This is a genomic window from Streptomyces ferrugineus, from assembly GCF_015160855.1.
Classification (GTDB): Bacteria; Actinomycetota; Actinomycetes; order Streptomycetales; family Streptomycetaceae; genus Streptomyces; species Streptomyces ferrugineus.
Window position 1 is genome coordinate 5,481,765 of sequence record NZ_CP063373.1, and the last position, 24,878, is coordinate 5,506,642.

The window sequence follows — 24,878 nt, forward strand, 5'->3', positions numbered from 1 at the left end:
CACCGATGAACCGTGGGGCGTGCCCGGATCAGGCGCGCGGCTTGTTCGTCGCCGCGAAGGCGTCGGCGCCCGCGAGGTCGAAGTCCCCGTGGTCGCTGCCGAGGCCCTGCGCCACCAGGGCGGCGGCCGCGCTGCCGAGGACGGCGGCGTCGTACGGGGTGCGGCCCAGGCCCGTACCGCGTACGAAACCGGCCGAGAACGCGTCGCCGCAGCCGGTGGTGTCCACGACGTCGATCGCGAAGGCGGGCACCTTCTCGGTGCCGTCGGGGGTCACCAGCAGCGCGCCGTCGCCGCCCCGGGTGACCGCCACCAGGCCGGCTCCGGCGGCGAGGAGTTTCCGCGCGCCCGCGGCCAGGTCCTGTTCGCCGGTGAAGCCGAGGACCTGGTCCTCGTTGGGCAGCATGTGGTCGACGTAGGGCAGCGCCGGTTCGAGCTGCTCGAAGCTGCCGAGCGCGCCGGGGGCGAGGAGGTCAACCGAGGTGACCGTGCCGTGCTCCTTGGCGTGCGACAGGATGCGCGTGGCGGTGTCGACGCCGATCAGTTCGGGGCCGCCGAGGTGGAGGTGGGTGGCTTCGGCGATCGCGTCCCAGGGCACGTCGTCGGGGCCGTAGGTGATGTTGGCGCCGAGGAGGTGGAGGGAGGGGCGGTCGCCGTTGGGGCGGATGGGCAGGACGCTCGCGGAGGTGGGGGTGTCGGTGCGGCGGACGAGGTGCCGGGTGTCGATGCCGGCCGCACGCAGGAGTTGGACCAGCATGTCTCCGGTGGGGTCGGTGCCGATGGCCCCGGCGCTCTGTACCGAGGCCCCGAGCTTGGCGAGGGTGAGCGCGGTTCCGCCGGCCGTGCCGGCGGCGGTCATCCTGATGTCCTCCACCAGGGTGGCGCCCTGCCCCTCGGGTATGGCCTCGACCGGCCGTACCAGCACGTCCAGCACATGCACGCCCAGCGTGACGACCTTCATCGGTTTCCCTCCTGCACGGGTGGTACGGGGTGGGTGGTGCCGTAGTTCCGGGCGAGCGCGGCCTCGATCACCGCGAGTTGCTGCTGTTCGTCGAGGACGCGGGGCGTGCCGAGGGCGGCCGCGTGCTGGTAGACGCCGCACGCCCACTCCAGCAGCAGGGCGTGCTCGACGGCCTTGTCCAGTGTCGGGGCATGGGTGAGCGCGCCATGGCTGGCCATCAGCGCGGCGCTGCGGCCCTCCAACGCGGTCAGGACGGACTCGGCGAGTTCCGGTGTGCCGAAGGTGGCGTACGGGGCGACGCGGACCGTGCCGCCGAGGGTGAGCAACTGGTAGTGGATGCAGGGCAGTTCGTCGAGCACGCAGGCCAGCGCGGTCGCCATCGGCGCGTGGGTGTGGACGACCGCGCCGGTGCCGTAGCGGCGGTATACGCCCAGGTGCAGGTCGAGTTCGGAGGTGGGCTCCAGCGTCCCGGCCACGATGTTCCCGTCGAGGTCGACCACGGTCACCTGGTCCGGCGTGAGTTCGGCGAGCACCGCCCCGGTCGCCGTGATGGCGACACGGTCGTCCACCCGCACGCTGACGTTGCCGGCCGTGCCGATGAGCAGCCGCTCCGCCCCCAGCCGCCGGCACGCCTCGGCCACGGCGGCGCGCTGCGGACCCAGCACCGAGCTTGAGCCTGTCATGTGCGCGACGCTAGCCTAAACGTGAAACAAAGTCACGTTCAGATTCGGAGGCCGCCACATGGGCGACCCGACCCCGGAGCCCGGCGGCACCTGGCAGGTCCCCCTGCGCCGCACCCCTCAGCAGGCGCGCAGCAAAGCGCGCCTCGCCCGGGTCCTTGAGGCCGCGGAACGCGTCCTGGTCCGCGAGGGCGTGCAGGCCCTGACGACGACCCGCATCGCGGCGGAGGCCAAGGTCTCGGTCGGTTCGCTGTACCAGTACCTGCCCGACCGGGACGCCGTCATCGACGCCCTCGCGGCCGGCTACTTCGCCCGGCTGGAGGCCGCCATGGACGACCTGGTGGACTCGGCGTCGGCGCAGCGGTGGGACGACCCGGTCGGGGTGCTCATCGACGCGTACGCCGCGATCTACCGCACCGAACACGGCTTCCGGGCCCTGTGGTTCGGCAGCAGCCTCACCGAGCAGACCCGTGCGGCGGACCGCGAGCACAAGCGCCGTATGGCCGACGGCATCCGGCGCATCCTGCTGGCCCTCGGCCTCGCCCGCGACGACGAGGCACTCGCCCGCGCCTGCCACGCCGCGGTCCTCGCCGCCGACGCCCTCGCCCAGGAGGCGTTCCGCCGTGCTCCCGAGGGCGATCCGGACCTCCTCGACGAGGCCAAGCTGATGCTGCGCGGATACCTCACCGGCATCGCCGCGCGCTACCGATGACCCGTGGCTGCGCGCCTGGGCGGATCCGGGCTCTGCCATGCTGGCCCGGTGCCGAATCCCACTCCCGTCACCCCGGACGCCCCCGCCCACATACGCACGCCGCTCCTCACCCAGGAGTGGCTCGACCTCGCCTTCATCCACTGGGCCGTCGAACCGGACGTCGTGGCCGGGCTGTTGCCCAGGGGCACGGTTCCGGACACGCACGACGGCATGACGTACGTCGGGCTGGTCGCGTTCCGGATGCATCGGGTCGGCTGGCTGCGGCTGCCCGGGGTGCCGTATCTCGGGACCTTCCCCGAGACCAACGTGCGCCTGTACTCCGTGGACGGGCACGGGCGGCGCGGCGTCGTGTTCCGGTCGATGGACGCCGCACGGCTGATCCCGGTCGTGATGGGACGGGTCGGCTTCCGGCTGCCGTATCTGTGGTCGCGGATGACCGTCCGATCGGCGGGCGACACCGTGACCTACACCAGTGCGCGTCGCTGGCCCGGCCCGCGCGGCGCGTCGAGCCGCATCACCGTGCGCACCGGTGAGCCCGTCGAGGAGCCGACCGGGCTGGAGCACTTCCTGACCGCCCGCTGGGGCATGCACAACGCCTTCTTCGGCGGGCCCGAGCCGCTGGCGTACCTGCCCAACCACCACCCCCGGTGGCTGCTGTACCGCGCCGAACTGCTCACCTGCGAGGAGAACCTCCTCACCGCGGCCGGACTGCCCGCCCCGGACACGGACCCGGTCAGCGTCCTGTACTCCCCCGGCGTGCCGGTCCGCCTGGGCCGTCCGGCGCGGCCCGCGGGCATCCCCACTCCGTGACCCACCCGCGCGTGTCGAATTCCGCGGCTCGGCGCCGACGTATCGGATGAGAGTCGGGGCCGCCTCCGCGGCCCGCCGACAGTCGGACAAGACGGAGACCGATCATGTTGCTCAAGGACAAGGTCGCGGTGGTGTACGGCGCGAGCGGCCCCATCGGCGGGGCGGCGGCGCGCGCCTTCGCCCGCGAGGGGGCGCGGGTCGTCCTCGCCGGGCGCCGCGCGGCACCGCTGGACGAGCTCGCCGAGGACATCCGGGCCGCGGGCGGGACGGTGGAGACCGCCGTGGTCGACCCGCGGGAGGAGGCGGCGGTGGACGCCTTCGTCGACGGCGTCGTCGCTCGGGCGGGGCGGATCGACGTGTCGTTCAACGCGATCGGCTACGGAGATGTCCAGAAACCGTTGATGGAGATCTCGGAGGCGGACTTTCTGCAGCCCATCGTGACCGCGATGCGGTCGCAGTTCCTGACGACCCGGGCGGCGGCCCGGCACATGATCGGGCGCGGCACGGGAGTGATCCTCGCCTTCGGCGGCGGTGGCCCGCAGACGCTGCCCGGGCTCGGCGGCTTCAAGATCGCGCTGGACGCGCTGGAGGGGCTGCGCCGGCAGTGGGCGATCGAGCTGGGCCCGCACGGCATCCGCGTGGTGACCCTGAAGTCCGGCGGCGTGCCGGAGACCCTGCCCGAGGGCTTCCCCGGCAGGGCGGCCATCGTGGACAGCCTGGTCGAGGCGACGCAGCTCGGCCGTGGTGCGACGCTCGCCGACGTCGGCAACGTGGCCGCGTTCGTCGCCTCCGACAAGGCCCGCACGCTCACCTCGACGGACGTGAACATCTCCTGCGGCGCCATCGTGGACTAGTACGCCGCGGGTCACCGCCTGCCGCCTCGCCCCGCGCACGCGCGGGGCCCGGACCGGAGGCGACCGGTCCGGGCCCCGCTGGACGGTCCCGGCGTCAGACGCCGTTGCCGGCCGTCATGTCACTCGGCGCGGCGCCTGGTGCGCATCAGCAGCAGGAAGCCCCCCGTCAGCAGGACGGCACCGGCCGCGGCCGGCCACAGCGAGGTGCCGGTCTCGGCGAGATCGCCGCCGACGGCCTGCGGCTGCGTGCCGGAGCCGGCGTCGGAGTCGTCGCCGGCCGCGCCCGGCTGGGTCTGCTCCGCGGCACCGCCCGCGTTCGCGTCGTCGTCGCCGGAGCCGCCCTCGGCCCGGGCGGTGGCCGACGGCGTTCCGTAGGCCTTGGGCGCCACGGTGCTCGACACGGTCGGCTTGTCGTCCTCGGCCGGGTCGGCGGCGGGCGCCTCCTTGTCGGGCTCCTCGGTCGCGGGTGCCTCGGTGGCCGGCTCCTCGGTCGCGGGCTCGTCCTCGGCCGGCGGCTCCGTCTGCTCGTCCCCTCCGTTGCCCGGGTCCGGCTTGTCCTCGTCGGCCGGCGCAGTGGTGGGAGCCTCGGTCGGCTCCTCCTGGCCCGGGTCACCGCCGTCGTCAGCACCCACGCCGCACTTGCGGCCCTCGTTGATGCAGTCGACCATCTCGCCCATCAGGTCCTCGTCGAAGACGTTGATGAAGTCGCCGTGGTCGGTGACCGGCTTGTGCAGCTGCTCGGGGAACGTGTCCACCGCGAACAGCGGCGTCGTACGGCCGCCGTCCTGCAGGCTCGGCGCGTCGACGTCGTACACGATCCGCTGCACCAGCTGGGGAATGGCCTTGAAGCCGTTGCCGCAGCTGCCGTCCGCCGCGGCGAACGCCACGTGCGCGCGGTGGTTGGCGCTGTCGATGTTCTGTCCGTCCCAGCAGCTCTGGAACCTGAAGGTGCGCACCACGTCACTGCCCTGCGGGCACAGCGGGTACTTGTCCTTCAGCTGCCGGTCCTCGAAGCCGGTGCAGCTCCAGGAGGCGTTGGCGTTGGCGGTGCCGTTGACGAACGCCTTGGCGTCACCGGTGATGATGCGCAGCAGCCGCGGCATCGCCACGACCTTGGCGCGCGGGTTGCCCACGAACGTCAGCGTCACCTCCTTGGGGGTGACGATCTCGCCGGCGTTGCCCTCGATGCCGCCGCCGGGCGAGTTGGCGTCCTGCTCCTGCGTCCCGTTCTGAAGACGGATCACGGGCCAGTAGTACGTGGACTTGTCGCCCTGGTCGACACAGCTGGTCTCGGCGTTCGCCAGGTCCTCGTCGCTCGCGAAGGCGTCGTTGGACTGGTTGCCGATGTAGTCGTGGAAGTGGTGGGCGCCGTTGGAGACGCCGGGGGCGACGATGATGTTGTCGGAGTTGAACAGGCCGTTCTCGTTGACTCCGCAGCTGCTGGCGAAGGTGCCGCGGGAGGCGTCCGACGTCAGGGCCGGGCTGGGCACGTTCGGCTGTACGGACTTGATGTCCACGTAGTCCGCGGCGACAGGCCCGTTGCCGGCCTGGCCGCCGTTGCCGTTCTGGCCGTCGTCGCCCTGCTGTTGGTCACCCTGGTCGCCGCCGTTGTCCTGAGCTCCGTCGGCGCCGTTCACCTGGTCGCCGTTGCCGCTGTCGGCCGCGCGCAGCGTGCAGGCGGCCAGGGAGTCCAGGCCCTCGGGCCGCTCCCCCACGCGGTCGACCGCGATGGCGATGCGCTCGATGGTGGCGCCGCGCTTGTCCTTCAGCGGATTCATGATCGCGTTGTCGGCGAAGCCCGCGTCCTGCTGGATCGCCTGGGCCGACTTCTGCAACCGCTGGTAGGCGTCGGCGATCTGCTGGTCGAGGAGCGCGAGTTCCTTCGCGACGTCCTCCTTCGCCCCCTCCGGCACATCCGTCAGCTTGCTGCCGACATCGGGGCAGTCGATCGTGCCGGCCGGGGAGGACAGTGTCCGGGCGGGGTCCGCTCCGTCGTCCTCGGTCGCCGAGGCATAGACGTTGGCCGCAACCAGGCCGCCGCCGCCCAACATCAGCGCGACCGCTGCAAAGGTCGCGCGCCGTGCGCCCGTTGGGCGTCTTCGCGTGCTGCGTCCCAAGGAAGTACTCCTACGCCTCGTGGTCGGTCAGGGCATGAAAATCCCCCGGTCCCATACGGAGGCCGACCCCGTGGTGTTCAAACGCCTCGCGAATTCACAGAACTTTCTTATGAGCACCGGCTCTTCGTCCGAGCCCCGCTCAGTCCATCAGCCCGGCGGCGAGTGTCGCCCCCAGCTCCCAGCAGGCCTCGATGTCGGCCTTGGCGGGCTCGCCCGTCACCGTCACGGGCTGCACGGCTCGGCGCCAGGCCAGGCCCGTCGTGATGGAGTCGACCGCCCGCACGGCCCCGGTCACATCGCTGCCGCCGTGCACGTAGTAGCCGAAGGGGCGGCCCCGGGTCGCGTCCAGGCACGGATAGTAGATCTGGTCGAGGAAATGCTTCAGGGCGCCCGAGATGTAGCCGAGGTTCGCCGGGGTGCCCAGGAGGTAGCCGTCGGCGTCCAGCACATCGGACGCCGTGGCGGACAGCGCCGGTCGCCGCACGACCTCGACGTTCTCGATCTCGGGCGCGGTGGCGCCGGAGACGACCGCTTCGAGCAGGGCCTGGCAGTTGGGTGAGGGGGTGTGGTGAACGATCAGCAAGGTAGGCACACCCCGCACCCTGCCGCCGTGCCGCCGATCAGCGCAACTGCGGCGTTCCGGCCGTCGAGTCGACCTTGGCGACCGCGGCCGACAGTTGTTCGCGTACCCCTTCGGGCAACGGATCGCCCTTGACCGCGGCCACCAGGGATCCGGCGAGACTGTGCAGTTTGGTGTTGGTGTTCTGCGAGACCGCGACCAGCACCGCCCAGGCGTCCTCGGAATCCAGGCCGAAGGACGCCATCAGAATGCCCCGGGCCAGGTCGATGGTCGGCCGGGTGTGCATGGCCCGCCGCAGTTGGGCGATCTCGGTCCGCAGGTCCTCGTCGCGTTCCACGGATGCCTCCGCGTCCTGGGTGTGCCTGGCTGCCGTGTCCTGTCCGTCAGCCCCGGAATCGGCGAACATCGCCCGTGGGTCGGTCACCGTCACCAGCCGGTCGACTGCCCCGCCGCTGATGCGGACGACCACCGTCTTGCCCTGCTTCAGCGCTCGTTGGCGCAGGCTGAGCAGGATGTCGAGAGCGTCGCAGTCGCAGAAGGACACGCCGCTCAGATCCAGCTCGACCCCTTGGACCGAGTCGCTCAGGGCTTTGTGCAGGCAGTTGCGCAGCCGCTCACCGGTGTCGAGATCGAGCTCTCCGCACACTTCCACGCGGACCCGCTTGCCGTCGAGGTGAAGCGCGGTGGTCAGACGCTGCGCTTGGGACGTGAGCTCCGGCATGACCGCCTCTCCCTCAAGTGCTCCCCGTCTCGCTACAAGACTGACCCGAACAGCCGAACACGTCAACTGATACATGAAATCTCGTGCGTGTTTTTGTATACGTGAACGCCCAGACGTATCATTGGCCCATGGATGGAGTCCCTGAGTCACACACCGGGTGGACATTCCTGACCAACCACGCGCGTGTGCTGGCGGCGATCGCCGACAACCCGAACATCCGTATCCGGCACATCGCGGCCCGCTGCCGCCTCACTGAACGGGCCGTGCAGAAGATCATTTCCGATCTGGAGCGGGACGGCTATCTCTCCCACGTCCGCGAGGGACGTTCCAACACCTACCGGATCGAGCCGGGCAAGGTGCTGCGCCACCCCGCGGAATCCGGGCTGCCGGTGGCCGCACTGCTCTCGCTGCTCCTCAAGGACGAGGCTGATCGTGGCATCACGCCGGAGCAGTTCAGCCCCGCACGCCAGTGGACGCCGGTGGACGGCGGATGAGCGGTCCGCTCAGCACAGTACGCGCAGCGCTCCCGGCAGGACTCTGACCGTGACCGGCAGGATGGCCTCGACCTCGCCGTCGGCGCCGTAGGGCACCTCGCGGTCGGCCGCGATCCGTATCTCCTTGCCGCGCAGGATCCGCACCTCGGGGCGGCGGACATGGGCTCCGGTCTTGAGCTCGTTCATCAGGGCGAAGAACAGCCGGCGCGGTGCCTCCCGGATCATCACGACTTCCAGCAGGCCGTCGTCCACGCGGGCGTCGGGCGCGATGAGCCGGCCCGATCCGTAGTAGCCGGAGTTGGCGGCGACGACCGTGTAGCCGGTGTGCAGGTGTTCCTGGCCGTCGACGGTGACCCGGTAGCGAGCGGCGCGCCAGGTGGTGACGGCGCGCAGGCCGCCCGCGTAGTAGGAAGCGGCGCCGCGCAGCAGGGTGGCGTTGTTGGCGTGGCGGTTGGCCAGCGCGTCGACGCCGGCGTAGACGCTGCCGAGGGCCACCGTGCGCTGGTGGACGGCCGACTCGACCTCGATGATGTCGACCTCGCGGGGCTCGTGGTTCAGCAGCGCCACGGCGAGCGCCGCCGGGTCGGTGGGCAGGTCGAGCGCCCGGGCGAAGTCGTTGCCGCGTCCGGCCGGGACCAGGCCCAGCAGGGCGTCGGTGCCGCTGAGGGCGCCGCCGACGCCGCCGGCCATGCCGTCGCCGCCGACGGCGAGCACCACCCGGCCCCGCGCTCCGGCGTCCCGCGCCAGTTCCTGGGCGTGGGCGAGGCTGCGGCTGTACTGGGTCTCCAGGTCGGCCCCGGCCTCCCGCAGCGGCCGGGCCACGTCCAGCAGCGCGGCGGCTGCGGCGGATCCGCCCGCCGTGGGGTTGACGATGGCGGTGAACTGTCTCATCGGTGTGCCTTTCGGGCCGACGGGAGGGGCGCTGCCGGAGGAGGGTGAGGGGGGTGGCGGTCTTGGTGTGCGGGTCAGTCGAGCGGCAGCAGCACGCCGGGGTTGAGCAGGCCCGCCGGGTCCAGTCGCCGCTTCACGGCACGCAGCGCGTCGATGCCCAGGGGGCCGGCCTCGCGGACGTACCAGTCGCGGTGGTCGGTGCCCACGCCGTGGTGGTGGGTGATCGTGCCGCCCGCGGCGAGGATCGCCTCGTTGGCGGCGTGCTTGGCCCTCTCCCAGTGTGCGACCGGTTCGTCGCCCTGGGCCGAGACGACGGTGAAGTACAGCGAGGCGCCGTTCTCGTAGACGTGGGAGATGTGGCACATGATCAGCGGTGGGGTGCCGGCCTCGGTGAGTGTCGTGGCGAGGGCGTCACGGACGGCCGCGTAGAGCTCGGGGACGCGTGACCAGAAGGTCGCCGTCTCCAGCGTCTCGACGAACGCCCCGGCGTCCAGCAGGGAGTCCCGCAGATAGGGCGCCGAGTAGCGGCCGTGCGCCCAGCGCTGCCCCGGGTCCTCGCCCAGCGGGGTTCCGCCGCACTCCCGCAGCACGGCCGAGCCCCGCTGCCTGCGGTACGTGATGTCCTCGTCCGTGCCCTCGTAGCCGGCGATCGCCATGCATCCGGCGGACCGCTGCCCGGCGTCGGCGGCGCCGATGGCGTCGGGCTGGGCGAGGCCGACGAGGGTCTCGGTCTCGTCGGACAGCCGCAGCACCGTCGGACGGGGGCCGTCCTGGGCGAGCCGGCGCAGTGCGGCGGCGCCCGCCTCGAAGGAGTCGAAGCGCCAGCCCTCGTAGACACATGTCTCGGGGACGGGTCGGATCCGCACGGTCACGGACGTGATGACGCCGAACGCGCCCTCCGAGCCGAGCAGGAGCTGGCGCAGGTCGGGCCCGGCCGCCGAGCGCGGTGCGCGGCCCGAGTCGATGGTGCCCTCGGGGGTCGCGAGGGTCAGGCCCAGGACCATCTCGTCGAAGCGGCCGTAGCCGGCGGATGCCTGACCGCTGGAGCGGGCGGCGGCGAATCCCCCGATGCTCGCCCACTCGAAGGACTGGGGGAAGTGGCCGAGGGTGAAGCCGTGTTCGGCCAGCAGTGCCTCGGCCTGCGGCCCGCGCAGTCCGGGTTGCAGGGTGGCGGTGCGGGAGACCGGGTCGAGGGCGAGCAACTGGTCCATGCGGCGCAGGTCCAGGGCGACGAAGGGGCCGCGCCGGGCGGGGGCGAGGCCGCCGACGACGGAGGTGCCGCCCCCGAACGGGACCACGGGCAGGCCGTGTTCGGCGCAGGCGCGCAGTACGGCGAGGACGTCGTCGTGGCCGGCGGGGAGGACGACCGCCGCGGGGACGTCGTCGACCTCGCCGTCGCGGATCCGCAGCAGGTCGGGGGTGGACTTGCCGCGGGTGTGGCGGATGCGGGTCTCGGCGTCGGTGCGCACGTGCTCCGCCCCGCCGACCGCGGCGGACAGGGCCTGGCGGGCGGCGGGTTCGAGTCCCGGCTCGGGCACGGCTATGTCGTCCAGGGCGACCGGCCCGGCGGTGCGCGGCTTGACTCCGAGCAGGTCTCGAAGCAGGCCGACCACGGTCTCGGGCAGCGGCGCCGCCTTGGCCGGGTCGCCCCAGCCGCTCCACAGCATGTCCATGGGTCTCGTCCTCACCGGTCGAATCGAGCGATGCCGTGTCCCGGACGGCCCCGCAGGCGTTACACTGTGACACATGACGCCTATTCGTCACAACTACTCGGACGGCGACACCGTGCTCGACGCGGTGCGCGACTGCGTCCTGGCCGTCGGGGTCCGCCGTACGACGCTGACCGACGTGGCCCGCCGCGCGGGTGTCTCGCGGATGACGCTGTACCGGCGGTGGCCCGATGTGCGCTCCCTGGTGGGGGACCTGATGACCCGGGAGTGGGTCGCGGTCGCCACCGGCGCCATGCCCGAACGGCGGCCCGGTACGGACACGCGCGACCTGATCGTCGAGGGGCTGGTGGCCGGGGCGAAGGCCTTCCGCGCCCACCCGCTCTTCCTGAAGATCGTCGACGTCGATCCGGAACTGCTCCTGCCCTACGTCCTCGACCGCCGCGGCGCGAGCCAGGAGGCGCTGCTCGCCCTGCTCGGCGACGCGCTGCGGGAGGGCCACGCCGACGGATCCGTACGCGACGGCCACGTGGAACGGCAGGCGCGGTCCCTGCTGCTGATCGTCCAGTCCTTCACCCTGTCCCTGCGGACCATGACCGACGAGGACGACGCCGACCTGAGCAGCGACGCGTTCCTGACGGAACTGCGCAGCATCCTGGAGAGGACCCTCACGCCATGACCGCCGCCACCGACCTGCCCGGATCGTCACTGTCCGCCGCCCGCCGCTCGCGTGAACTCGCCGCGACCGTGGGCGGTCCGGCCGTGGACGTCCTGGTCGTCGGGCTGGGCGCGACGGGCGCCGGGGCCGCGCTGGACGCCGCCGCCCGGGGGCTGACGGTGGCCGCCGTCGACGCCCATGACCTGGCCTTCGGCACCTCGCGCTTCAGCAGCAAGCTCATCCACGGCGGGCTGCGCTATCTCGCCTCGGCGCAGCTCGACGTCGCCCACGAGAGCGCGGTCGAGCGCGGGGTGCTGATGGAGCGCACGGCACCGCATCTGGTGCGGGCCCAGCCCTTCGTGCTGCCGCTGACCCCCCTGGTCTCCCGTGCCCAGTCCGCCCTGGCCTGGGCGGGCTTCCGGGCCGGCGACACCCTGCGCCTGGCGGCCCGCACCGCCCGGGCCACCCTGCCCGCACCGCGCCGCCTCTCCACGGTGGAGACCCGGCATCTCGCCCCCGCACTGCGCACCCAGGGACTGCGCGGCGGCCTGCTGTCCTGGGACGGCCGGCTCACCGACGACGCCCGTCTGGTGACCGCGATCGCCCGCACCGCCGCCGCCCACCACGCGCGGATCCTGACGCGTGTCAGGGTCCTGGAACTCACCGCGTCCGGCGCCCGCATACGGGACGAGCTCACCGGCGAGGAGGGCGAGATCAGGGCCCGTGCCGTGATCAACGCGTCCGGGGTCTGGGCGGGCGGCCTGGTGGACGGCATCCGGATCCGCCCCTCGCGCGGCACCCATCTCGTGCTGCGCTCCGAGCACCTCGGCCCGCTGCCCGCGGGGCTGCATGTGCCGGTCCCCGGCGAGACCAACCGCTTCGTCCTCGTGCTGCCGCAGGGCGACGGCCGGGTCTACGTCGGCCTCACCGACGAGCCCGTCGAGGGCGACATCCCCGACGTCCCCGACGTGCCCGAGAGCGACATCGGCTTCCTGCTCGACGTCCTCGGCTCGGTCCTGGACGTCCCGGTCCGACGCGACGACGTCGTGGGCGCGTTCGCGGGCCTGCGTCCGCTGCTCGACACCACGCCGGCGGCACACTCGGGCGGTGCGTCACGGACCTCCGACATCTCCCGCCGGCACGCGGTCCTCACCTCGCCGGAGGGCGTGACCACCGTGCTCGGCGGCAAGCTCACCACGTACCGGCGGATGGCCGAGGACGCCGTCGACGCCGCCGTCGCCGCACACCGCCTCCCGGCCGGCCCCTCCCGCACCGCCTCCCTCCCCCTCGTCGGCGCCGCGTCACCCGAGGCCCTCGGTGCCGTCCGGGCACCGCGCCGCCTCGTCCAGCGCTACGGCACCGAGGCGGCGGCCGTCCAGGCGCTCACCGCGCGCGATCCCCGGCTGGGCGGACCCGTACTGCCGGGCCATCCCGTCACAGCCGCCGAACTCCTGTGGGCCGTACGCCACGAAGGCGCCCTCCACGAGTCCGACCTGCTCGACCGGCGCACCCGCATCGGACTGGTGCCGGCCGACCGGGCGGCGGCGCTGGACGCCGTGCGCGAGGTGCTGGGTGAGGTGTCGGCGCAGGTGGGTGACGTGTAGGGGCAACCCGCTCAGGCATCGGGCGCCAGTGCTCGACCGGCGCCCGCGCCGTCCTGCCCTGCCAGGTCGAATTGTGCGTCACGAGTCTCGCCCGACGACGTCCATGCGTACTCCACCGGCCGGGCCGGGGACGTCGCGGTCGGGACTCGTGACGCAATGCTGCCGGGCTGAGGCGCTACCCGGCCTGTGAGCCGTCGTAGTCCGACGGGGAGTCCGCCGTCACGTCGGTCACCTTCCAGCGTTGGTTGGCGCCGGAGTTGGGCTGCCAGACGCCGACTGCGGCACCTTCGTTCGTGGACTGGCCGGCGACGTCGGGAAGCTGGCCGGTGGCGGCGTTGACGAGAGTCCAGGTGCCGTCGCCGGTGGTCGACATGATCCACTGGGCGGCGTTGTCGCGGCGGCCCCGGTCGGGCTCGGCCACCAGGGCGCCCTCCCGGACGGCCAGACGCTTGCCCTCCGTCGCCTCGGTGAAGACGTACCGCTTGCGGTTGTCATGGCCGCGGATCTGCTTGAGCCGCCACTGCTGGCCGCTCGGATCGGCGGCGTCGGCGCTCTTGATGACGAGGCCGGTGCCGTTGTCGGCGATCGTGAGGTCCTTGCCGCTCTGGACGCCGGTGAGCCGGTAGGTGTGGCCCTTCTGGAGCTCGGCCGCTTCCCGGGCCACCCCGGACACGCCCTTGACGAGGAAGGACGTCACGGACTGGGCGGGCACGGTGACCGTGGCCTGCCTGCCGGTGACCCGGACCGGCTTCTGCCGCTCCAGCTTGCCGTCGGCGCTGGTCACCACCGGGGTGACGGTGGCCCGGGAGGAGACTCGCCCGAACTTCGACAGGTCGAGGGTGACCTCACGGGCCCCGGTGGTGCTGTTGACGTGGACGACGGTCGCCGCGTCGCCCTTGCGGGAGAGCGCGGCCGTGCTGGAGGTGTCGTTCGTCTTGATCAGCCGGTCGCCGGGCTTGATGTAGTGGGTGAAGTTACGGGCCGTGTCGAACTTGGTGTTGGTGTAGATCGGGCAGCTTTCGAGGGTGTCCTTCGAGGTGCAGCTGAACGAGAGCTGGATCTCGCCCCAGTTGCCGCCCTTCGCGGACTCGCCGCCGGGCTTCATGTTGTCGTAGTCCTCGACGGGCTGCCAGAACACCCAGGCACGGGGCTCCAGTTCACGCAGGTCGTCGACGATGCGCTGGGCCAGGCCGAGACCCGGCCGCATGTCCGTGAAGCTCTGTCCGTCGCCCCAGTCGCCCTCGACCTCGCTCATCCACAGCGGCTTGTCCGCGGCCTTGGCCAGGTCCCGCACGGTGGTGCGCTGGCCGGTGCCGTAGGTGTGGACGTTCATCTGGCCGACGAGGTCACGGACCTCCTGCGGGTAGGAGTTCCAGTTGGTGGCGAATTTGCCGGGGTTGGTCTCGTCCATCGCGGATATCTCCGCGTGCGTACGGGACTTCGCAAGGGTCGGACCCAGCGCGCGGATCACCTTCTGCTGGAGTTCGGGGCCGATGTGGGCCCCCTCCTGACGGCCGCCCACGGGCTCGCCGTCCGGGCCGAGCTTGGTGCCCCAGTAGTCGGTGTTCGGCTCGTTGAACGGGTCCAGGGTGTCGACCTTGATGCGGTGCGCCTTCTCGAGGCGTTCGGTCGCACCCACCAGGTACTTGGCGAAGTCGTCCACGGACTCGGTCTTGAGCTGGTCCTTGCCCGCGTCGAAGTTGCCGGACACATAGCCGCTCTCGGTCATGAACCACGGCGGCGAGTTGCTGAACGTCTCCCAGTGGGTGATGTCCTTCTTGATGCGGTCGACCCACCAGCGCTGAGTGGCGTCGGCCTTGTCGTTCCAGTCGGCGGGGTCGTCGGCGTCCCACCAGTCGACGTCCTCGCGGGTGGTGCCCGCCGGGGCCTTCCACCAGCCCTCGACCGCGCCGCCTGCGCGCAGGTAGTCCTTGACGTCCGGGGCGTTGCCGCCGCCGATGTTGTAGCGGGCGATGTTCAGCGCGAGGCCGGCGTCCCCGAAGAGGAGCTTGGCCAGCTTCTCCCGTATCGCGGGCGGGTAGTCGCCGGTGGCGTTGGCGAACCAGACCAGGCTGGTGCCCCAGCCCTCGAACTTCTCCTGCCGGTAGGAGGGGTCGGGCCGGACCGTGACCGCGGCGGTGGCCGCGGCCGTCTCGGCGTGCGCGAGAGGCAGCGTGGTGGTGGCCAGGACGGTTCCGGTCGCCAGGGCGGTGATGCCGATGGCCCCGAGGAGCCTTCTCTTGCGCGTGCGGTGTGCCATCTCCAGTACTCCAGCTCTTCCGCGTACCGCACGTCCCGGCGGAACGCGGAGATCGAGGCCCGCTCGGGGGCGGTCTGGTGCGTTTCAGTACGCTCTCGTACGATTTCGACTAGGTGATGTTTACGTAAACATCCATTGGCGCGATGTCTACACTGTCGGAATCTCGGCGGTCAAGGAGTCGTCCGGGACCGAAAGTTGCGTGGCTGGAGGACGGCATGGACACGACCGACGACGGTGGCGGCGCGCCGCCGGGAACGCGTCCGTCGGAGAGCCGTACAAGAAGGCGCACGGCCCGCCCCCGGCAGGGTGCCTCGATGGCCGATGTCGCCCGTGTAGCGGGCGTCTCCTCCCAGACGGTCTCCCGTGTCTCCAACGGCTTCCCCGGCGTCACCGACGAGACCCGTCGACAGGTCCTGGCCGCCATGCGGGAGCTGGGCTACCGGCCCAACAGTGCCGCGCGGGCGCTCAAGCGCGGCGAGTTCCGCACCCTCGGCGTGATCACCTTCTCCCTGTCCACCATGGGGAACATCCGCACCCTCGAGGCCATCGCCACGTCCGCCGCCCAGCAGGGCTACGCCGTCACGCTCCTTCCCGTCGCCGTGCCGACCCAGGACGAGGTGAACGGGGCCTTCTCCCGCCTGGGCGAACTCGCCGTGGACGCCGTCATCGTCATCATGGAGATACACCTGCTCGACGCCGCGACCGTCTCGCTGCCGCCCGGCGTCCAGGTCGTGGTGGCCGACTCGGACGCCGGCGACCGCTACACCGTGGTCGACACCGACCAGGTGGGCGGAGCCCGCGACGCCGTGCGGCATCTGCTGGACCTCGGTCACGACACGGTGTGGCATCTGGCGGGCCCCGAGGGCTCGTTCGCCGCCCAGCGCCGCGCCAACGCCTGGCGCGCCACCCTCACCGAGGCCGGCCGCCTCCCACCGCCCCTCGTGCGCGGCGACTGGTCGGCCGAATCCGGTTACCGGGCCGGGCTCCGACTCGCCGACCAGCAGGACTGCACGGCCGTGTTCGCCGCCAACGACCAGATGGCGCTGGGGCTGCTGCGCGCCCTGCACGAACGCGGCCGGAGAGTGCCCGACGACATCAGCGTCGTCGGCTTCGACGACATCCCCGAATCCGCGTCCTTCCTGCCTCCCCTCACCACCATCCACCAGGACTTCGCCGAAGTGGGACGACTCTGCGTGGAAGGGGTCCTCGGCAAGATCCGCCGACCCGTACAGGAGACGACGGGACATGGCACCACACTCGTCCCGACCCGCCTCGTACGGCGCGACAGCACCGCACCGCCACCACCGGGCCAGGAGCGTCACGCGGCACGACCGCGGTCATGACAGTGAGGGGACACCCTCCGGGAGTGCCCGCGTCCGATCCGCTGGCCCGACCCCGACCCCTCCCACATCCGCCACTCAGCCACTCCCGTCACTCCCGTCGCGTCACGCGTCATGGCGGACGGCGTACGGTTCCTGCTCGTCTCACCTTCACGACCCGGACCGGCAAGCCCCGCGCCGAGCTCGTGCCCGTCGAGGCGGCGGACGCGCTGCAGGGCGAGGACGTTGGGTTCGCGGGCTACACCGCGGGCACCATGGGCCAACTGCCGCGCGAACCCGACGTGATCGCGATCCCGGCCGGGATGGTGCGCTGCGACCCGCACGTCGAGGGCAGCCCGTACGGGTTCGCGCCCCGCGTGAGCCTGCGGACGCCGGCCGAGAAGGCCGCCGCCGAGGGCGTATGGCTGGCTAGCGGCGCCGAGGTGGAGTACTGCCTGGTGCAGCGGGCGGTGGAGGGGAGATACGACAGTTTCCGGACGGATCAAATAGGTCCCGCCGTCCGACGTTCCCCAACCAGGCGAAGGCGCCGCAGCCTCTCCATGAGCACACGTGAGCACGACCAACGCTGACCACCACCGGCGGCCCGAATCCGCCGGTTCCCGGCCGTCACACGAGGCAGCGACCCAGCAGCCACCGCGCCCTGTGCGCGGACAGGGTCAGCTCGTCCTCGTCCCCGGCGTCGATCACCAGCAGCACCTCATCGCTCGGCCAGCGGGAGGCCAGGTCCCGCAGGGTGACCGGCCTGTAGCAGGGCACCTGGGGAAAGGCCCTGAACAGTCGTTCCTCCGAGGTGAAGACCATGACCGCAGGGGCGTCATGGACACTCTCGATCACCGGCAGCACAAGCCGCACCAGCTCACTGTGGCTACGCGTATATCGGATGCCGCCGATCGCAGGGATCAGCACGTCACAGCCAGCCAGCGCTTCGAGCGCCCGTACGTCCCCCGTGGTGGACAGGTCTTGCAGAGCCTTCCGTGCCACCGATTCGAAGACCTCTGCCGGGATCTCAGTCATAGCGCCGCACCCTTTTTACACAGAGCCACTCCCGGACGACGGATCGTCTAACTCCATCTACCCGCGATCGCTGCAACCATGCGGTGAGTCCGGCGCACGAGTGCCATCCTGGGGCTGTCTCTGACCCGTCAAAGATCGCTCAACGACGATCAACGCCGATCGATCACTGCCGTCAGACGAATCGCGGTAGGCCGACCCGTGGAACCGCGGAAGACGCCCCTGCCGGACGGACGAGTGATCACATAGTCGTCGAAGCATGCTGACCCACAGCGGACCCGCATCGACGCAGAGGGAAGTGGTGAACCCAGAGCCCGATTCCGTGGCACCCATATCCGCGCCGAGCACCGGCCCGGATCCCCGAACCAAGCACCGCCCGGACACCGCACCCGATGCCCGCCCCGGACGAACCCGACCCCGGCTTCAACCACAACGGCATCCAGGCCATGTCGGCCGGCACCGGCCCGGAGGCGCCCCCCTCCCGGCCCGAGCCGCGCCCCGCTACCCAGGCCCTACGGAGCCCGGATCCAGCGATTGACTCGTCCCCGACGCCGAGCGGGCCGGGCCGCCGCGCCTACTCGCCGACCGCCGGATTGCCTCACCCACCGTCAGCTCACACCATCAGATCATCAGCCGCCGGATTCGGGCTCCACACCCAGCGTCTTCACCGATTGGCGGCCAGCACTGCCGCGAGGCCTCCTTGCAGATCCTTGACGAAATACTCGGGAACCTCCAGCGACGGGAAATGTCCCCCGGCTTCAGGGGACCTCCATCGGACGATCTGCCGGAACCGCTCCTGTGCCCAGGCACGCGGGCACTTCTCGATGTCCCGGGGATACACACTGATTGCTGACGGGACATCGACCCGAAGGTCGGGGTCGAGCGAGTCGTGGCTTTCGTAGTAGATGCGGGCCGACGACGCGCCGGTCCGCGTCAGCCAATACAGGGTGACGTCGTCGAGAACCCTGTCCCTGGAAATCCTCTCGAACGGGCTGTCCTCGGTATCTGTCCACTCAGCGAACTTGTCAAGGATCCAGGCGAGAAGCCCGACTGGTGAGTCGACGAGCGAGTAGCCGATGGTCTGCGGTCGGGTCGCCTGCTGCTTCGCGTACGCCGCGCGGTGGCGCCAGAAATCGCGGGTGTCCTCGGCCCATGTGCGCTCGGCCGCCGTCAGCCCGTCCGTCGTCAACCCGGGCGGTGCCTGCGCGGTCGTTGTGTGGATACCGAGAACGTGCGTCGGGAACCTGCCGCCGAGGACCGTAGTGATCACACCACCCCAGTCGCCGCCGTGGGCTACGAACTTGCTGTAGCCGATCCTTCCCATCAGTTCCACCCACGCGGCCGCGATCTTCTCGATTCCCCACCCGGTGGTGGCCGGCTTGTCGCTGTAGCCAAAGCCTGGCAACGACGGGACCACGACGTGGAACGCCGGCGCGTCCGCATCTTTCGGATCTGCCAGCTCATCCACTAGGTCGACGAACTCAGCAATGCTGCCCGGCCAGCCGTGCGTCAAGATCAGAGGAGTGGCATCTGCGCGTGCGGATCGACGGTGCAGGAAGTGAATACCCAGACCGTCAATGGTCGTGCGGAACTGGCCGATCCGGTTAAGGCGCGCTTCGAACGAGCGCCAGTTGTACCCGGTGCGCCAGTAGTCCACGACATCGACGAGGTCGGCAAGAGGAACGCCCTGTGCCCATCGGCGAGGGTCGGGCGCCGCGCGATAGACCGTCTCAGCTTCCGGGAGCCGCGCCGCGACCAATCGCGCGCGCAGATCGTCGAGGTCAGCGTCAGTTGCGTGGGCTTCAAATGCTTGCACCTCGCCTGCTTGCACCTCGCTGGGCATGAGACCTCCCGGTCGTCGTGGAGCCGGCTTGGACCTGGCGCGAACCGGCTAAGACGGTTCTAGCATCTCTCGATGTCGGCGTGCAACCAGCTAAGGTGGTTCCATGCATGCTCGGTTCCCTGAATTCCGTCTCGGTAAGGTGCTGGCGACCAGCTTCACGGCGACCCTGACGGAGCGTCGCGGCGACGCTGTGGAACGTATTCCCACGCCGCAACGACTCGTCGACTGGCTGGCGGTGAATGGCCTGGCCGTGGATTCCTGCACCACCGCCCAGCTCGAACTCGCTCGGGAACTGAGGGAATCAATCCACGCCGCCTTGACAGCGGCCGCGATCCAAGACCCTCTCCCTGCGTCTGCTGTCCAGGTCATCAATGACCGCAGTACTCAGGGTCGGGCCGCGGCCATTCTGACGCCCGAGAACAATCGGCAATGGCGACTCAGCTCGACTTCCTGCGTGGAGGATGCGCTGAGCGTTATCGCCGCCGACTCGATCAGCATCATCGCAGGCGAACGAGACGGAAGACTGGCCTTGTGCGCATCGCCAACCTGCCGAGCCGCCTTCTTCGACACCAGCCAAAGCCGCACCCGCAAATGGTGCGACATGAACACGTGCGGGAATCGTCAGAAGAAGGCGCGCTTCAATGCCAACAAGCGCAAGAGCTCCGGATAATTGCGTGCTGAGCACGTCACTCGAAGTGGTGGGGACCTTGCTGATGTCAGATTGTGGGAAAGCGGTCTGGACCGCGTCCTGGACGGACGACCGGGAACGATGCCGGCGGTCAGCCATCGACGACACGGTCGGCTTCGAGACCGAGTGGCCGTGGCCGAGCGATGGTCCGCCGTGCGATCGCCGACAGGATCCCGTTGCGGTGGGTGACCGCACCAACCGCCACAACACTGTGGTGACCCGCTGGGCGCCCGACCACCCCGTCCACGACCCGTTCGCAGCCTGGCCCGGCAGAAGTGGAAGCATCGCTCCCGCGGCGAGGGATTTGGTCAATGCCCGCGTCGCGCAGGCGCTGGTATGCGCCGTCGGGGCAGGTAGTCACGAAACTCGTAGAGGCCGACCTTCCGGCGGACGACCAGGCCCGCTGCCCTGGGGCGGGTCACCTTGGACTTCTCCCGGGCGGCCGCGCATGGGCCGGTTAAGCAGTTCCGACGGCGGCGCGTGCTCAGCTCAGCGTCAAGTGCACCAGGTCGGTCTCCTGATCACGGGCCCGGGCGAAGCACCGGCTTTTCCCGGTGGCCACCCTGGACCGCCCCTGGGCCCGCGAGGTAGTCACCGAAACCGACCCCGCCGCCCAGCTCGCCCTCCAGGCCGCCGGCGCCCGCCGTGTCCTCGAGCGCGCCGCGCCGGTCCTGGAGGTCGTGCGCGGCGCGGCGACCGCCGACCCGGAACTGGCCGAGTTCTGGCGGCCAACCAGCAGCAGCGCCACACGGTCCAGCTCCGCTTCGCCGAGACACTCACGGCCAAGACGTCCGGCTCGCTGCGCGACGGCCACGACGCCACGTCCGCCGCCGACATCGCGCTGGCCGTCCTGGGCCCGGAGACCTACGGTCTGCTGGTCAGCAGCCGGGGCTGGTCCCCGGAGCGCTGGGAGCGGTGGGCGACGGACGCTCTCGTACGGCAGTTGCTCCCCTGCCCACGGCCGTACCGACTCAACGGCGCATGCGGCGCGGCGCCTTCAGCTCCGTTCGGCACCTTGTACGGACCGGACCCGGTCAACGCGCTGTGCCTGCCGCCACCGCTGGAACTCGGGCAGGGCCACGATGTCGGTGAAGTGACCGAAGGACGGGTCGCGGGTGAGGACGTGGTCGACGATCCGATAGCGCACAACTTACTGAACGGCGCGCTGCGAGCTGTCGCTGGCTCTCGCTTGGGCGGCGGTGGGGCGTGTGATGTCGGCGGGGCCGGATTGACAGCCCGTGGTCGCACTTGGTCAGAACGCTGCGATTGACCAAGCGTCTGTCCCGTGTCGAACGCCCACGTCCGTGGCCGTAGCTGTGACCTGCGACGACCAGATCAGCTGAGACAATGTCAGCCGACGGGTCTCAGACGATCTGGTCCCAACGAACCGGGTCCACGCGTCTCACTCAATTTGGCGGGACACCTCCACCTCGGTCGGGCCGTGGCAAAGGCCCTGGCCGCGAAGCGCGTGGCCTCGTACCGATTCGACCGGCGGGGCGTGGGTGTCACCGCAGGTGACTGGCAGACCACGAGTTTCCTGCAACACCGCCGGGACGCCGTCGCGGTTCTGGCGGCATCTCATGATCTCGGCGGGCGCAGCTACGCGGAGGTCGTCTCGTCACCCCAGGTGCACAAGCTGATCGACGGCTTTGTCCAGCGTGTCAACGGCGAACTGCAGCGGTGGCAGACCGTCAAGAAGTTCTCGGTCCTGCCGCGTGACCTCGACGTGGAGCACGGTGAGTTCACTCCGAGCCTCAAGGTCAAGCGGCCTGTCGTGGAGCGCGAGTACGCCGATGCCATCGAGGCCATGTACGAAGGTTCCCGCGAAGCGTGACCTCCATGAGTCCGGTACGGCACGCAGCCGTACCGGACCGCCCCACCTGGCCTTCGCCGGCGGCAGACCGTGAGCGACCAGGGTGTGCCGCCACCAGCCCGCAACTCCGCAGTGGTCACATCGGCGAAGGGGCGGAACGGCGTCGCCCGGTGCTGGGAGCGCAGCAGGCAGCGGGTCACGGACAGCGCCGTACGCCCACGGGCAGCGCATACCGCGGCCCGGACTGGGCTCGCGTGCTCCGGGGCTTCGCCGACGTTGTCCACCTCGACGAGCGGGTCCGGGCGCCCTCCCCCACTACGTCCGTCGGGGAGGGGCGGCCGGTCCGGTCAGTGGCTGCCGGTCAGCTGGCCGGCGAGGCGCTCGTGCATGTCGGCGCTGGGCTTGTTCAGGCCGACGATGGTGACCTTCTTGCCCCGCTGGGCGTACTTGGTCTCGACGGCGTCCAGAGCGGCGACGGACGAGGCGTCCCAGATGTGCGCGTCGGAGAGGTCGATGACGATGTCGTCCGGGTCGTCCTTGTAGTTGAACTGGTGGACGAGGTCGTTGGAGGAGGCGAAGAACAGCTCGCCGGTGACCGCGTAGACGACCTGGTTGCCGTCGGGGTCGACGACACCGGAGACGTTGACCATGTGCGCGACGCGCTTGGCGAAGACGACCATCGCGGTGATGCAGCCCACGACGACGCCGATGGCGAGGTTGTGGGTGGCGACCACGCAGGCGACGGTGACGACCATGACGGTCATCTCGCCGAGCGGCATCCGCCGAAGCGTCTTCGGGGCGATGGAGTGCCAGTCGAAGGTCGCGAACGACACCATGATCATGACGGCCACGAGCGCGGCCATGGGGATGTCGGAGACGACCGGGCCAAAGGCGATGCACAGCACCATCAGGAACGCGCCGGCCAGGAACGTCGACAGGCGGGTCCGGGCGCCGGAGACCCGTACGTTGATCATGGTCTGGCCGATCATGGCGCAGCCGCCCATGCCGCCGAAGAAGCCGGTGACGATGTTGGCGATGCCCTGGCCGATGGATTCGCGGGTCTTGCCCGAGTGGGTGTCGGTGATGTCGTCGACCAGCTTGGCCGTCATCAGCGACTCCATCAGGCCGACCAGCGCCATGGCGAAGGCGTAGGGGGCGATCGTCGTCAGCGTGTCCATCGTGAAGGGGACGTCCGGCAGGCCCGGCACCGGCAGTGAGGAGGGCAGCTCGCCCTTGTCGCCGACGGTCGGCACGGCGATTCCGGCCGCCACCGTGATCACGGTCAGGATGATGATGGAGACCAGCGGGGCCGGAATCACCGTGGTGACCTTCGGGAAGAAGACCATCAGCGCGAGCCCGCCCGCGACCAGCGGGTAGACCATCCACGGCACATCCGTCAGCTCCGGCACCTGAGCCATGAAGATGAGGATGGCGAGGGCGTTGACGAAGCCGACCATCACGCTGCGCGGCACGAACCGCATGAGCTTGGCCACGCCCAGCGCGCCCAGGATCACCTGGAAGACGCCGGCCAGAATGACGGCCGCGATCAGGTAGCTGAGGCCGTGCTCCCGGTTGAGCGGGGCGATGACCAGGGCGACCGCGCCGGTCGCGGCGGAGATCATGGCCTTGCGGCCGCCGACGATCGAGATGACGACCGCCATGGTGAAGGAGGCGAACAGACCGACCGCCGGGTCGACCCCGGCGATGATCGAGAAGGAGATCGCCTCCGGGATCAGGGCCAGGGCGACCACCAGGCCGGCCAGCACCTCGGTGCGCAGGACCTTCGGGGAGTCCAGCCAGTCGGGCTTGGACAGGCGGAACTTCGGGGCTGCGGACAGCAGTGAGGACATGCAACCGTTTCTGTTCAGGCGCACGGGTCACGGGCAGGGACACGTACACGCGTCGTACATGACTCCGCGCACGCGGGGAGCGAATTCCTCGGGCATCATGGCCCGGAAGTCTTCGGATGCCATCGGGGCCCGGTCGGGGCCCGCGCCATGGGCGTCCACTCCTGCCATCAGCCTCGACGGCGGCGGTGAACAGGGAGAGACTCTACCCTGACGTGAGGGCAGAGTGCGACTTGCGGCGTGTGAAACGCAGGTAAATACCCGGCAGGACCCAGTGATTCATCTCACGTAAGCTGTGGTGCTTTACGGATTCGAAAATCGAAGGAAACAACGAAGGGGATCATGGGGCGATGACGGATCAGCGGCAGATGCAGATCGGTGAGGTGGCCGAGCGGACCGGTTTGTCTCTGCGCACCATCCGGCACTACGAGGAAGTGGGCCTGGTGATCCCCTCGGCCCGCAGCAAGGGCGGCTTCCGGCTGTACACGGACTCCGACGTCGAGCGCCTGATGGTGATCCGCCGTATGAAGCCGCTGGACTTCTCCCTGGAGGAGATGCGGGACCTGCTGGACATCACCGACCGGCTCGCCGCCACCGACGACCGGCCCGTGGGTGAGGAGCTCAAGCGCCTGCGGGAGCGGCTGGACTCCTACCGCGAGGTTGCCGACGCCCGCTGCGAGACCCTGCGGGCCCGGCTGGAGATGGCCGAGGACTTCGCCGCAACTCTGCGCCGCCGCCTGCAGGCGGACGCCCGCTCGGGTGCCTGAGCGGCCCCGGCCGTAGTACGGGACTACGGGACGAGGGGCGCGGACCGCCAAGGGCCGCGCCCCTCGATGCCATTCGGCCGCGTGACGGTCAGGCCCCTACGGCGCCCGGTACCTCTTCGGTGACGCCGTTCAGCGGCGAGTTCGGATCACTGCCGTACGGGCGGGTGATGACCTCCAGGCCGTGACCGGCCGGATCCCCGAAGTACACACCCCGCCCGCCGTCGTTGCGATTGATTCGACCAGGGTGACGGCCGTGCGGGTCGGCCTGGATCGGCACCCCGGCCGCCACGAGCCGCGCGAGCACCTGGTCGAACTCCCGCTCGGAGACGAGGAACGCGTAGTGCTGCGTGGGGATGTCGATGTCGACGGTCGCGAAGTCCAAAGTGACGCCGTTGGCGGTCGTCACCGGCAGGAACATCCCGGCCGGCTCGCCAACCTCGAGCCCCAGGACATCGGCGAGGAAATGAGCGGACTTCTCCCGGTCACGGGAAAGAACAATGGTGTGGTTGAACTCGACTGACACTGGTCAATGCCTCCACGGGCATCTCCGCGGCGCCTCCATG

The 24,878-nt window shown here is 70.5% G+C and carries 23 protein-coding genes and 2 pseudogenes; 12 read left to right on the forward strand and 13 right to left on the reverse strand.

The window, feature by feature from the left end:
- Positions 1–28: 28 nt before the first annotated feature.
- Both IM697_RS24790 and IM697_RS24795 read right to left on the reverse strand, forming a co-directional pair.
- Positions 29–958, reverse strand: a complete 930-nt coding sequence (locus tag IM697_RS24790; RefSeq protein WP_194038307.1) for a carbohydrate kinase family protein — start codon at positions 956–958, stop codon at positions 29–31.
- Entirely contained in the window at positions 955–1,641 is a 687-nt protein-coding gene (locus IM697_RS24795; protein WP_194038308.1) for a class II aldolase/adducin family protein, read from the reverse strand. The genes IM697_RS24790 and IM697_RS24795 overlap by 4 nt, the downstream gene beginning before the upstream one ends.
- Before the next feature lie 58 nt (positions 1,642–1,699).
- On the opposite strand from IM697_RS24795, the gene IM697_RS24800 reads away from it, so the two are divergent.
- The 3 genes from IM697_RS24800 to IM697_RS24810 all read left to right on the forward strand — a co-directional run bounded on the left by IM697_RS24800 (position 1,700) and on the right by IM697_RS24810 (position 4,014).
- Complete coding sequence (locus IM697_RS24800; RefSeq protein WP_194038309.1) at positions 1,700–2,350, forward strand: TetR/AcrR family transcriptional regulator; 651 nt, start codon at positions 1,700–1,702, stop codon at positions 2,348–2,350.
- 48 nt (positions 2,351–2,398) lie between these two features.
- The gene (locus IM697_RS24805) at positions 2,399–3,160 is read left to right on the forward strand and encodes a YqjF family protein (protein WP_194038310.1); all 762 of its coding nucleotides are present in this window, start codon (positions 2,399–2,401) and stop codon (positions 3,158–3,160) included.
- Between the two features lie 104 nt (positions 3,161–3,264).
- Positions 3,265–4,014 carry an SDR family NAD(P)-dependent oxidoreductase gene (locus tag IM697_RS24810; RefSeq protein WP_194038311.1) on the forward strand — a complete coding sequence of 250 codons (750 nt, stop codon included), beginning with the start codon at positions 3,265–3,267 and terminating at the stop codon, positions 4,012–4,014.
- A gap of 119 nt (positions 4,015–4,133) precedes the next feature.
- Here the strand turns inward: IM697_RS24810 and IM697_RS24815 are convergent, their stop codons facing one another.
- From IM697_RS24815 to IM697_RS24825, 3 genes are all read right to left on the reverse strand, one after another.
- Complete coding sequence (locus IM697_RS24815) at positions 4,134–6,065, reverse strand: DUF1996 domain-containing protein (protein ID WP_194049854.1); 1,932 nt, start codon at positions 6,063–6,065, stop codon at positions 4,134–4,136.
- Positions 6,066–6,270: 205 nt separating this feature from the next.
- Positions 6,271–6,723: a flavodoxin family protein gene (locus IM697_RS24820; protein WP_194038312.1), complete on the reverse strand. Its 453-nt coding sequence runs from the start codon at positions 6,721–6,723 to the stop codon at positions 6,271–6,273.
- 28 nt (positions 6,724–6,751) lie between these two features.
- Entirely contained in the window at positions 6,752–7,432 is a 681-nt protein-coding gene (locus tag IM697_RS24825) for an ANTAR domain-containing protein (RefSeq protein ID WP_194038313.1), read from the reverse strand.
- A gap of 128 nt (positions 7,433–7,560) precedes the next feature.
- On the opposite strand from IM697_RS24825, the gene IM697_RS24830 reads away from it, so the two are divergent.
- The gene (locus IM697_RS24830; protein ID WP_194038314.1) at positions 7,561–7,926 is read left to right on the forward strand and encodes a helix-turn-helix transcriptional regulator; all 366 of its coding nucleotides are present in this window, start codon (positions 7,561–7,563) and stop codon (positions 7,924–7,926) included.
- Between the two features lie 9 nt (positions 7,927–7,935).
- Here IM697_RS24830 and IM697_RS24835 read toward each other — a convergent pair whose 3' ends face one another.
- Both IM697_RS24835 and IM697_RS24840 read right to left on the reverse strand, forming a co-directional pair.
- Positions 7,936–8,817: a YegS/Rv2252/BmrU family lipid kinase gene (locus tag IM697_RS24835; protein WP_194038315.1), complete on the reverse strand. Its 882-nt coding sequence runs from the start codon at positions 8,815–8,817 to the stop codon at positions 7,936–7,938.
- Between the two features lie 74 nt (positions 8,818–8,891).
- The gene (locus IM697_RS24840; RefSeq protein WP_194038316.1) at positions 8,892–10,490 is read right to left on the reverse strand and encodes an FAD-binding oxidoreductase; all 1,599 of its coding nucleotides are present in this window, start codon (positions 10,488–10,490) and stop codon (positions 8,892–8,894) included.
- Positions 10,491–10,563: 73 nt separating this feature from the next.
- Here IM697_RS24840 and IM697_RS24845 point away from each other — a divergent pair, with 73 nt between their 5' ends.
- Entirely contained in the window at positions 10,564–11,163 is a 600-nt protein-coding gene (locus IM697_RS24845) for a TetR/AcrR family transcriptional regulator (protein WP_194038317.1), read from the forward strand.
- Positions 11,160–12,746 carry a glycerol-3-phosphate dehydrogenase/oxidase gene (locus IM697_RS24850; RefSeq protein ID WP_194038318.1) on the forward strand — a complete coding sequence of 529 codons (1,587 nt, stop codon included), beginning with the start codon at positions 11,160–11,162 and terminating at the stop codon, positions 12,744–12,746. Before IM697_RS24845 ends, IM697_RS24850 begins: the two co-directional genes overlap by 4 nt.
- Before the next feature lie 175 nt (positions 12,747–12,921).
- On the opposite strand, the gene IM697_RS24855 is transcribed toward IM697_RS24850, so the two are convergent.
- Positions 12,922–15,006 (reverse strand): RICIN domain-containing protein, encoded by a 2,085-nt coding sequence (locus IM697_RS24855; RefSeq protein WP_194038319.1) that lies wholly within the window; start codon positions 15,004–15,006, stop codon positions 12,922–12,924.
- 314 nt (positions 15,007–15,320) lie between these two features.
- Here IM697_RS24855 and IM697_RS24860 point away from each other — a divergent pair, with 314 nt between their 5' ends.
- Together IM697_RS24860 and IM697_RS24865 are read left to right on the forward strand one after the other, a co-directional pair.
- On the forward strand, positions 15,321–16,349 hold the full coding sequence (locus IM697_RS24860; protein ID WP_194038320.1) for a LacI family DNA-binding transcriptional regulator: 1,029 nt from the start codon (positions 15,321–15,323) through the stop codon (positions 16,347–16,349).
- A 182-nt stretch (positions 16,350–16,531) separates the two neighbouring features.
- Positions 16,532–16,915 (forward strand): hypothetical protein, encoded by a 384-nt coding sequence (locus tag IM697_RS24865; RefSeq protein ID WP_194038321.1) that lies wholly within the window; start codon positions 16,532–16,534, stop codon positions 16,913–16,915.
- Between the two features lie 37 nt (positions 16,916–16,952).
- Here the strand turns inward: IM697_RS24865 and IM697_RS24870 are convergent, their stop codons facing one another.
- Positions 16,953–17,360, reverse strand: coding sequence for an SseB family protein (locus tag IM697_RS24870; RefSeq protein WP_194038322.1), 408 nt, complete (start codon positions 17,358–17,360; stop codon positions 16,953–16,955).
- A gap of 661 nt (positions 17,361–18,021) precedes the next feature.
- Positions 18,022–19,200: an epoxide hydrolase family protein gene (locus IM697_RS24875; RefSeq protein WP_194038323.1), complete on the reverse strand. Its 1,179-nt coding sequence runs from the start codon at positions 19,198–19,200 to the stop codon at positions 18,022–18,024.
- Positions 19,201–19,303: 103 nt separating this feature from the next.
- Between IM697_RS24875 and IM697_RS24880 the strand changes: the two genes are divergently transcribed.
- Positions 19,304–19,870 carry a CGNR zinc finger domain-containing protein gene (locus tag IM697_RS24880; RefSeq protein WP_194038324.1) on the forward strand — a complete coding sequence of 189 codons (567 nt, stop codon included), beginning with the start codon at positions 19,304–19,306 and terminating at the stop codon, positions 19,868–19,870.
- 76 nt (positions 19,871–19,946) lie between these two features.
- Positions 19,947–20,079 (forward strand): annotated as a pseudogene (locus IM697_RS45995) (IS701 family transposase); the annotation flags it as partial.
- Between the two features lie 806 nt (positions 20,080–20,885).
- Here IM697_RS45995 and IM697_RS24890 read toward each other — a convergent pair.
- Positions 20,886–21,035, reverse strand: coding sequence for a hypothetical protein (locus tag IM697_RS24890; protein WP_194038325.1), 150 nt, complete (start codon positions 21,033–21,035; stop codon positions 20,886–20,888).
- A 423-nt stretch (positions 21,036–21,458) separates the two neighbouring features.
- Here IM697_RS24890 and IM697_RS24895 point away from each other — a divergent pair.
- A pseudogene (locus IM697_RS24895) lies at positions 21,459–21,722 on the forward strand (long-chain fatty acid--CoA ligase); the annotation flags it as partial.
- Between the two features lie 326 nt (positions 21,723–22,048).
- Here IM697_RS24895 and IM697_RS24900 read toward each other — a convergent pair.
- Entirely contained in the window at positions 22,049–23,551 is a 1,503-nt protein-coding gene (locus IM697_RS24900) for a SulP family inorganic anion transporter (RefSeq protein ID WP_194038326.1), read from the reverse strand.
- Positions 23,552–23,898: 347 nt separating this feature from the next.
- Here IM697_RS24900 and IM697_RS24905 point away from each other — a divergent pair, with 347 nt between their 5' ends.
- Entirely contained in the window at positions 23,899–24,315 is a 417-nt protein-coding gene (locus IM697_RS24905) for a MerR family transcriptional regulator (RefSeq protein ID WP_194038327.1), read from the forward strand.
- 88 nt (positions 24,316–24,403) lie between these two features.
- Here the strand turns inward: IM697_RS24905 and IM697_RS24910 are convergent, their stop codons facing one another.
- Entirely contained in the window at positions 24,404–24,838 is a 435-nt protein-coding gene (locus tag IM697_RS24910; RefSeq protein WP_194038328.1) for a VOC family protein, read from the reverse strand.
- Positions 24,839–24,878 lie beyond the last annotated feature (40 nt).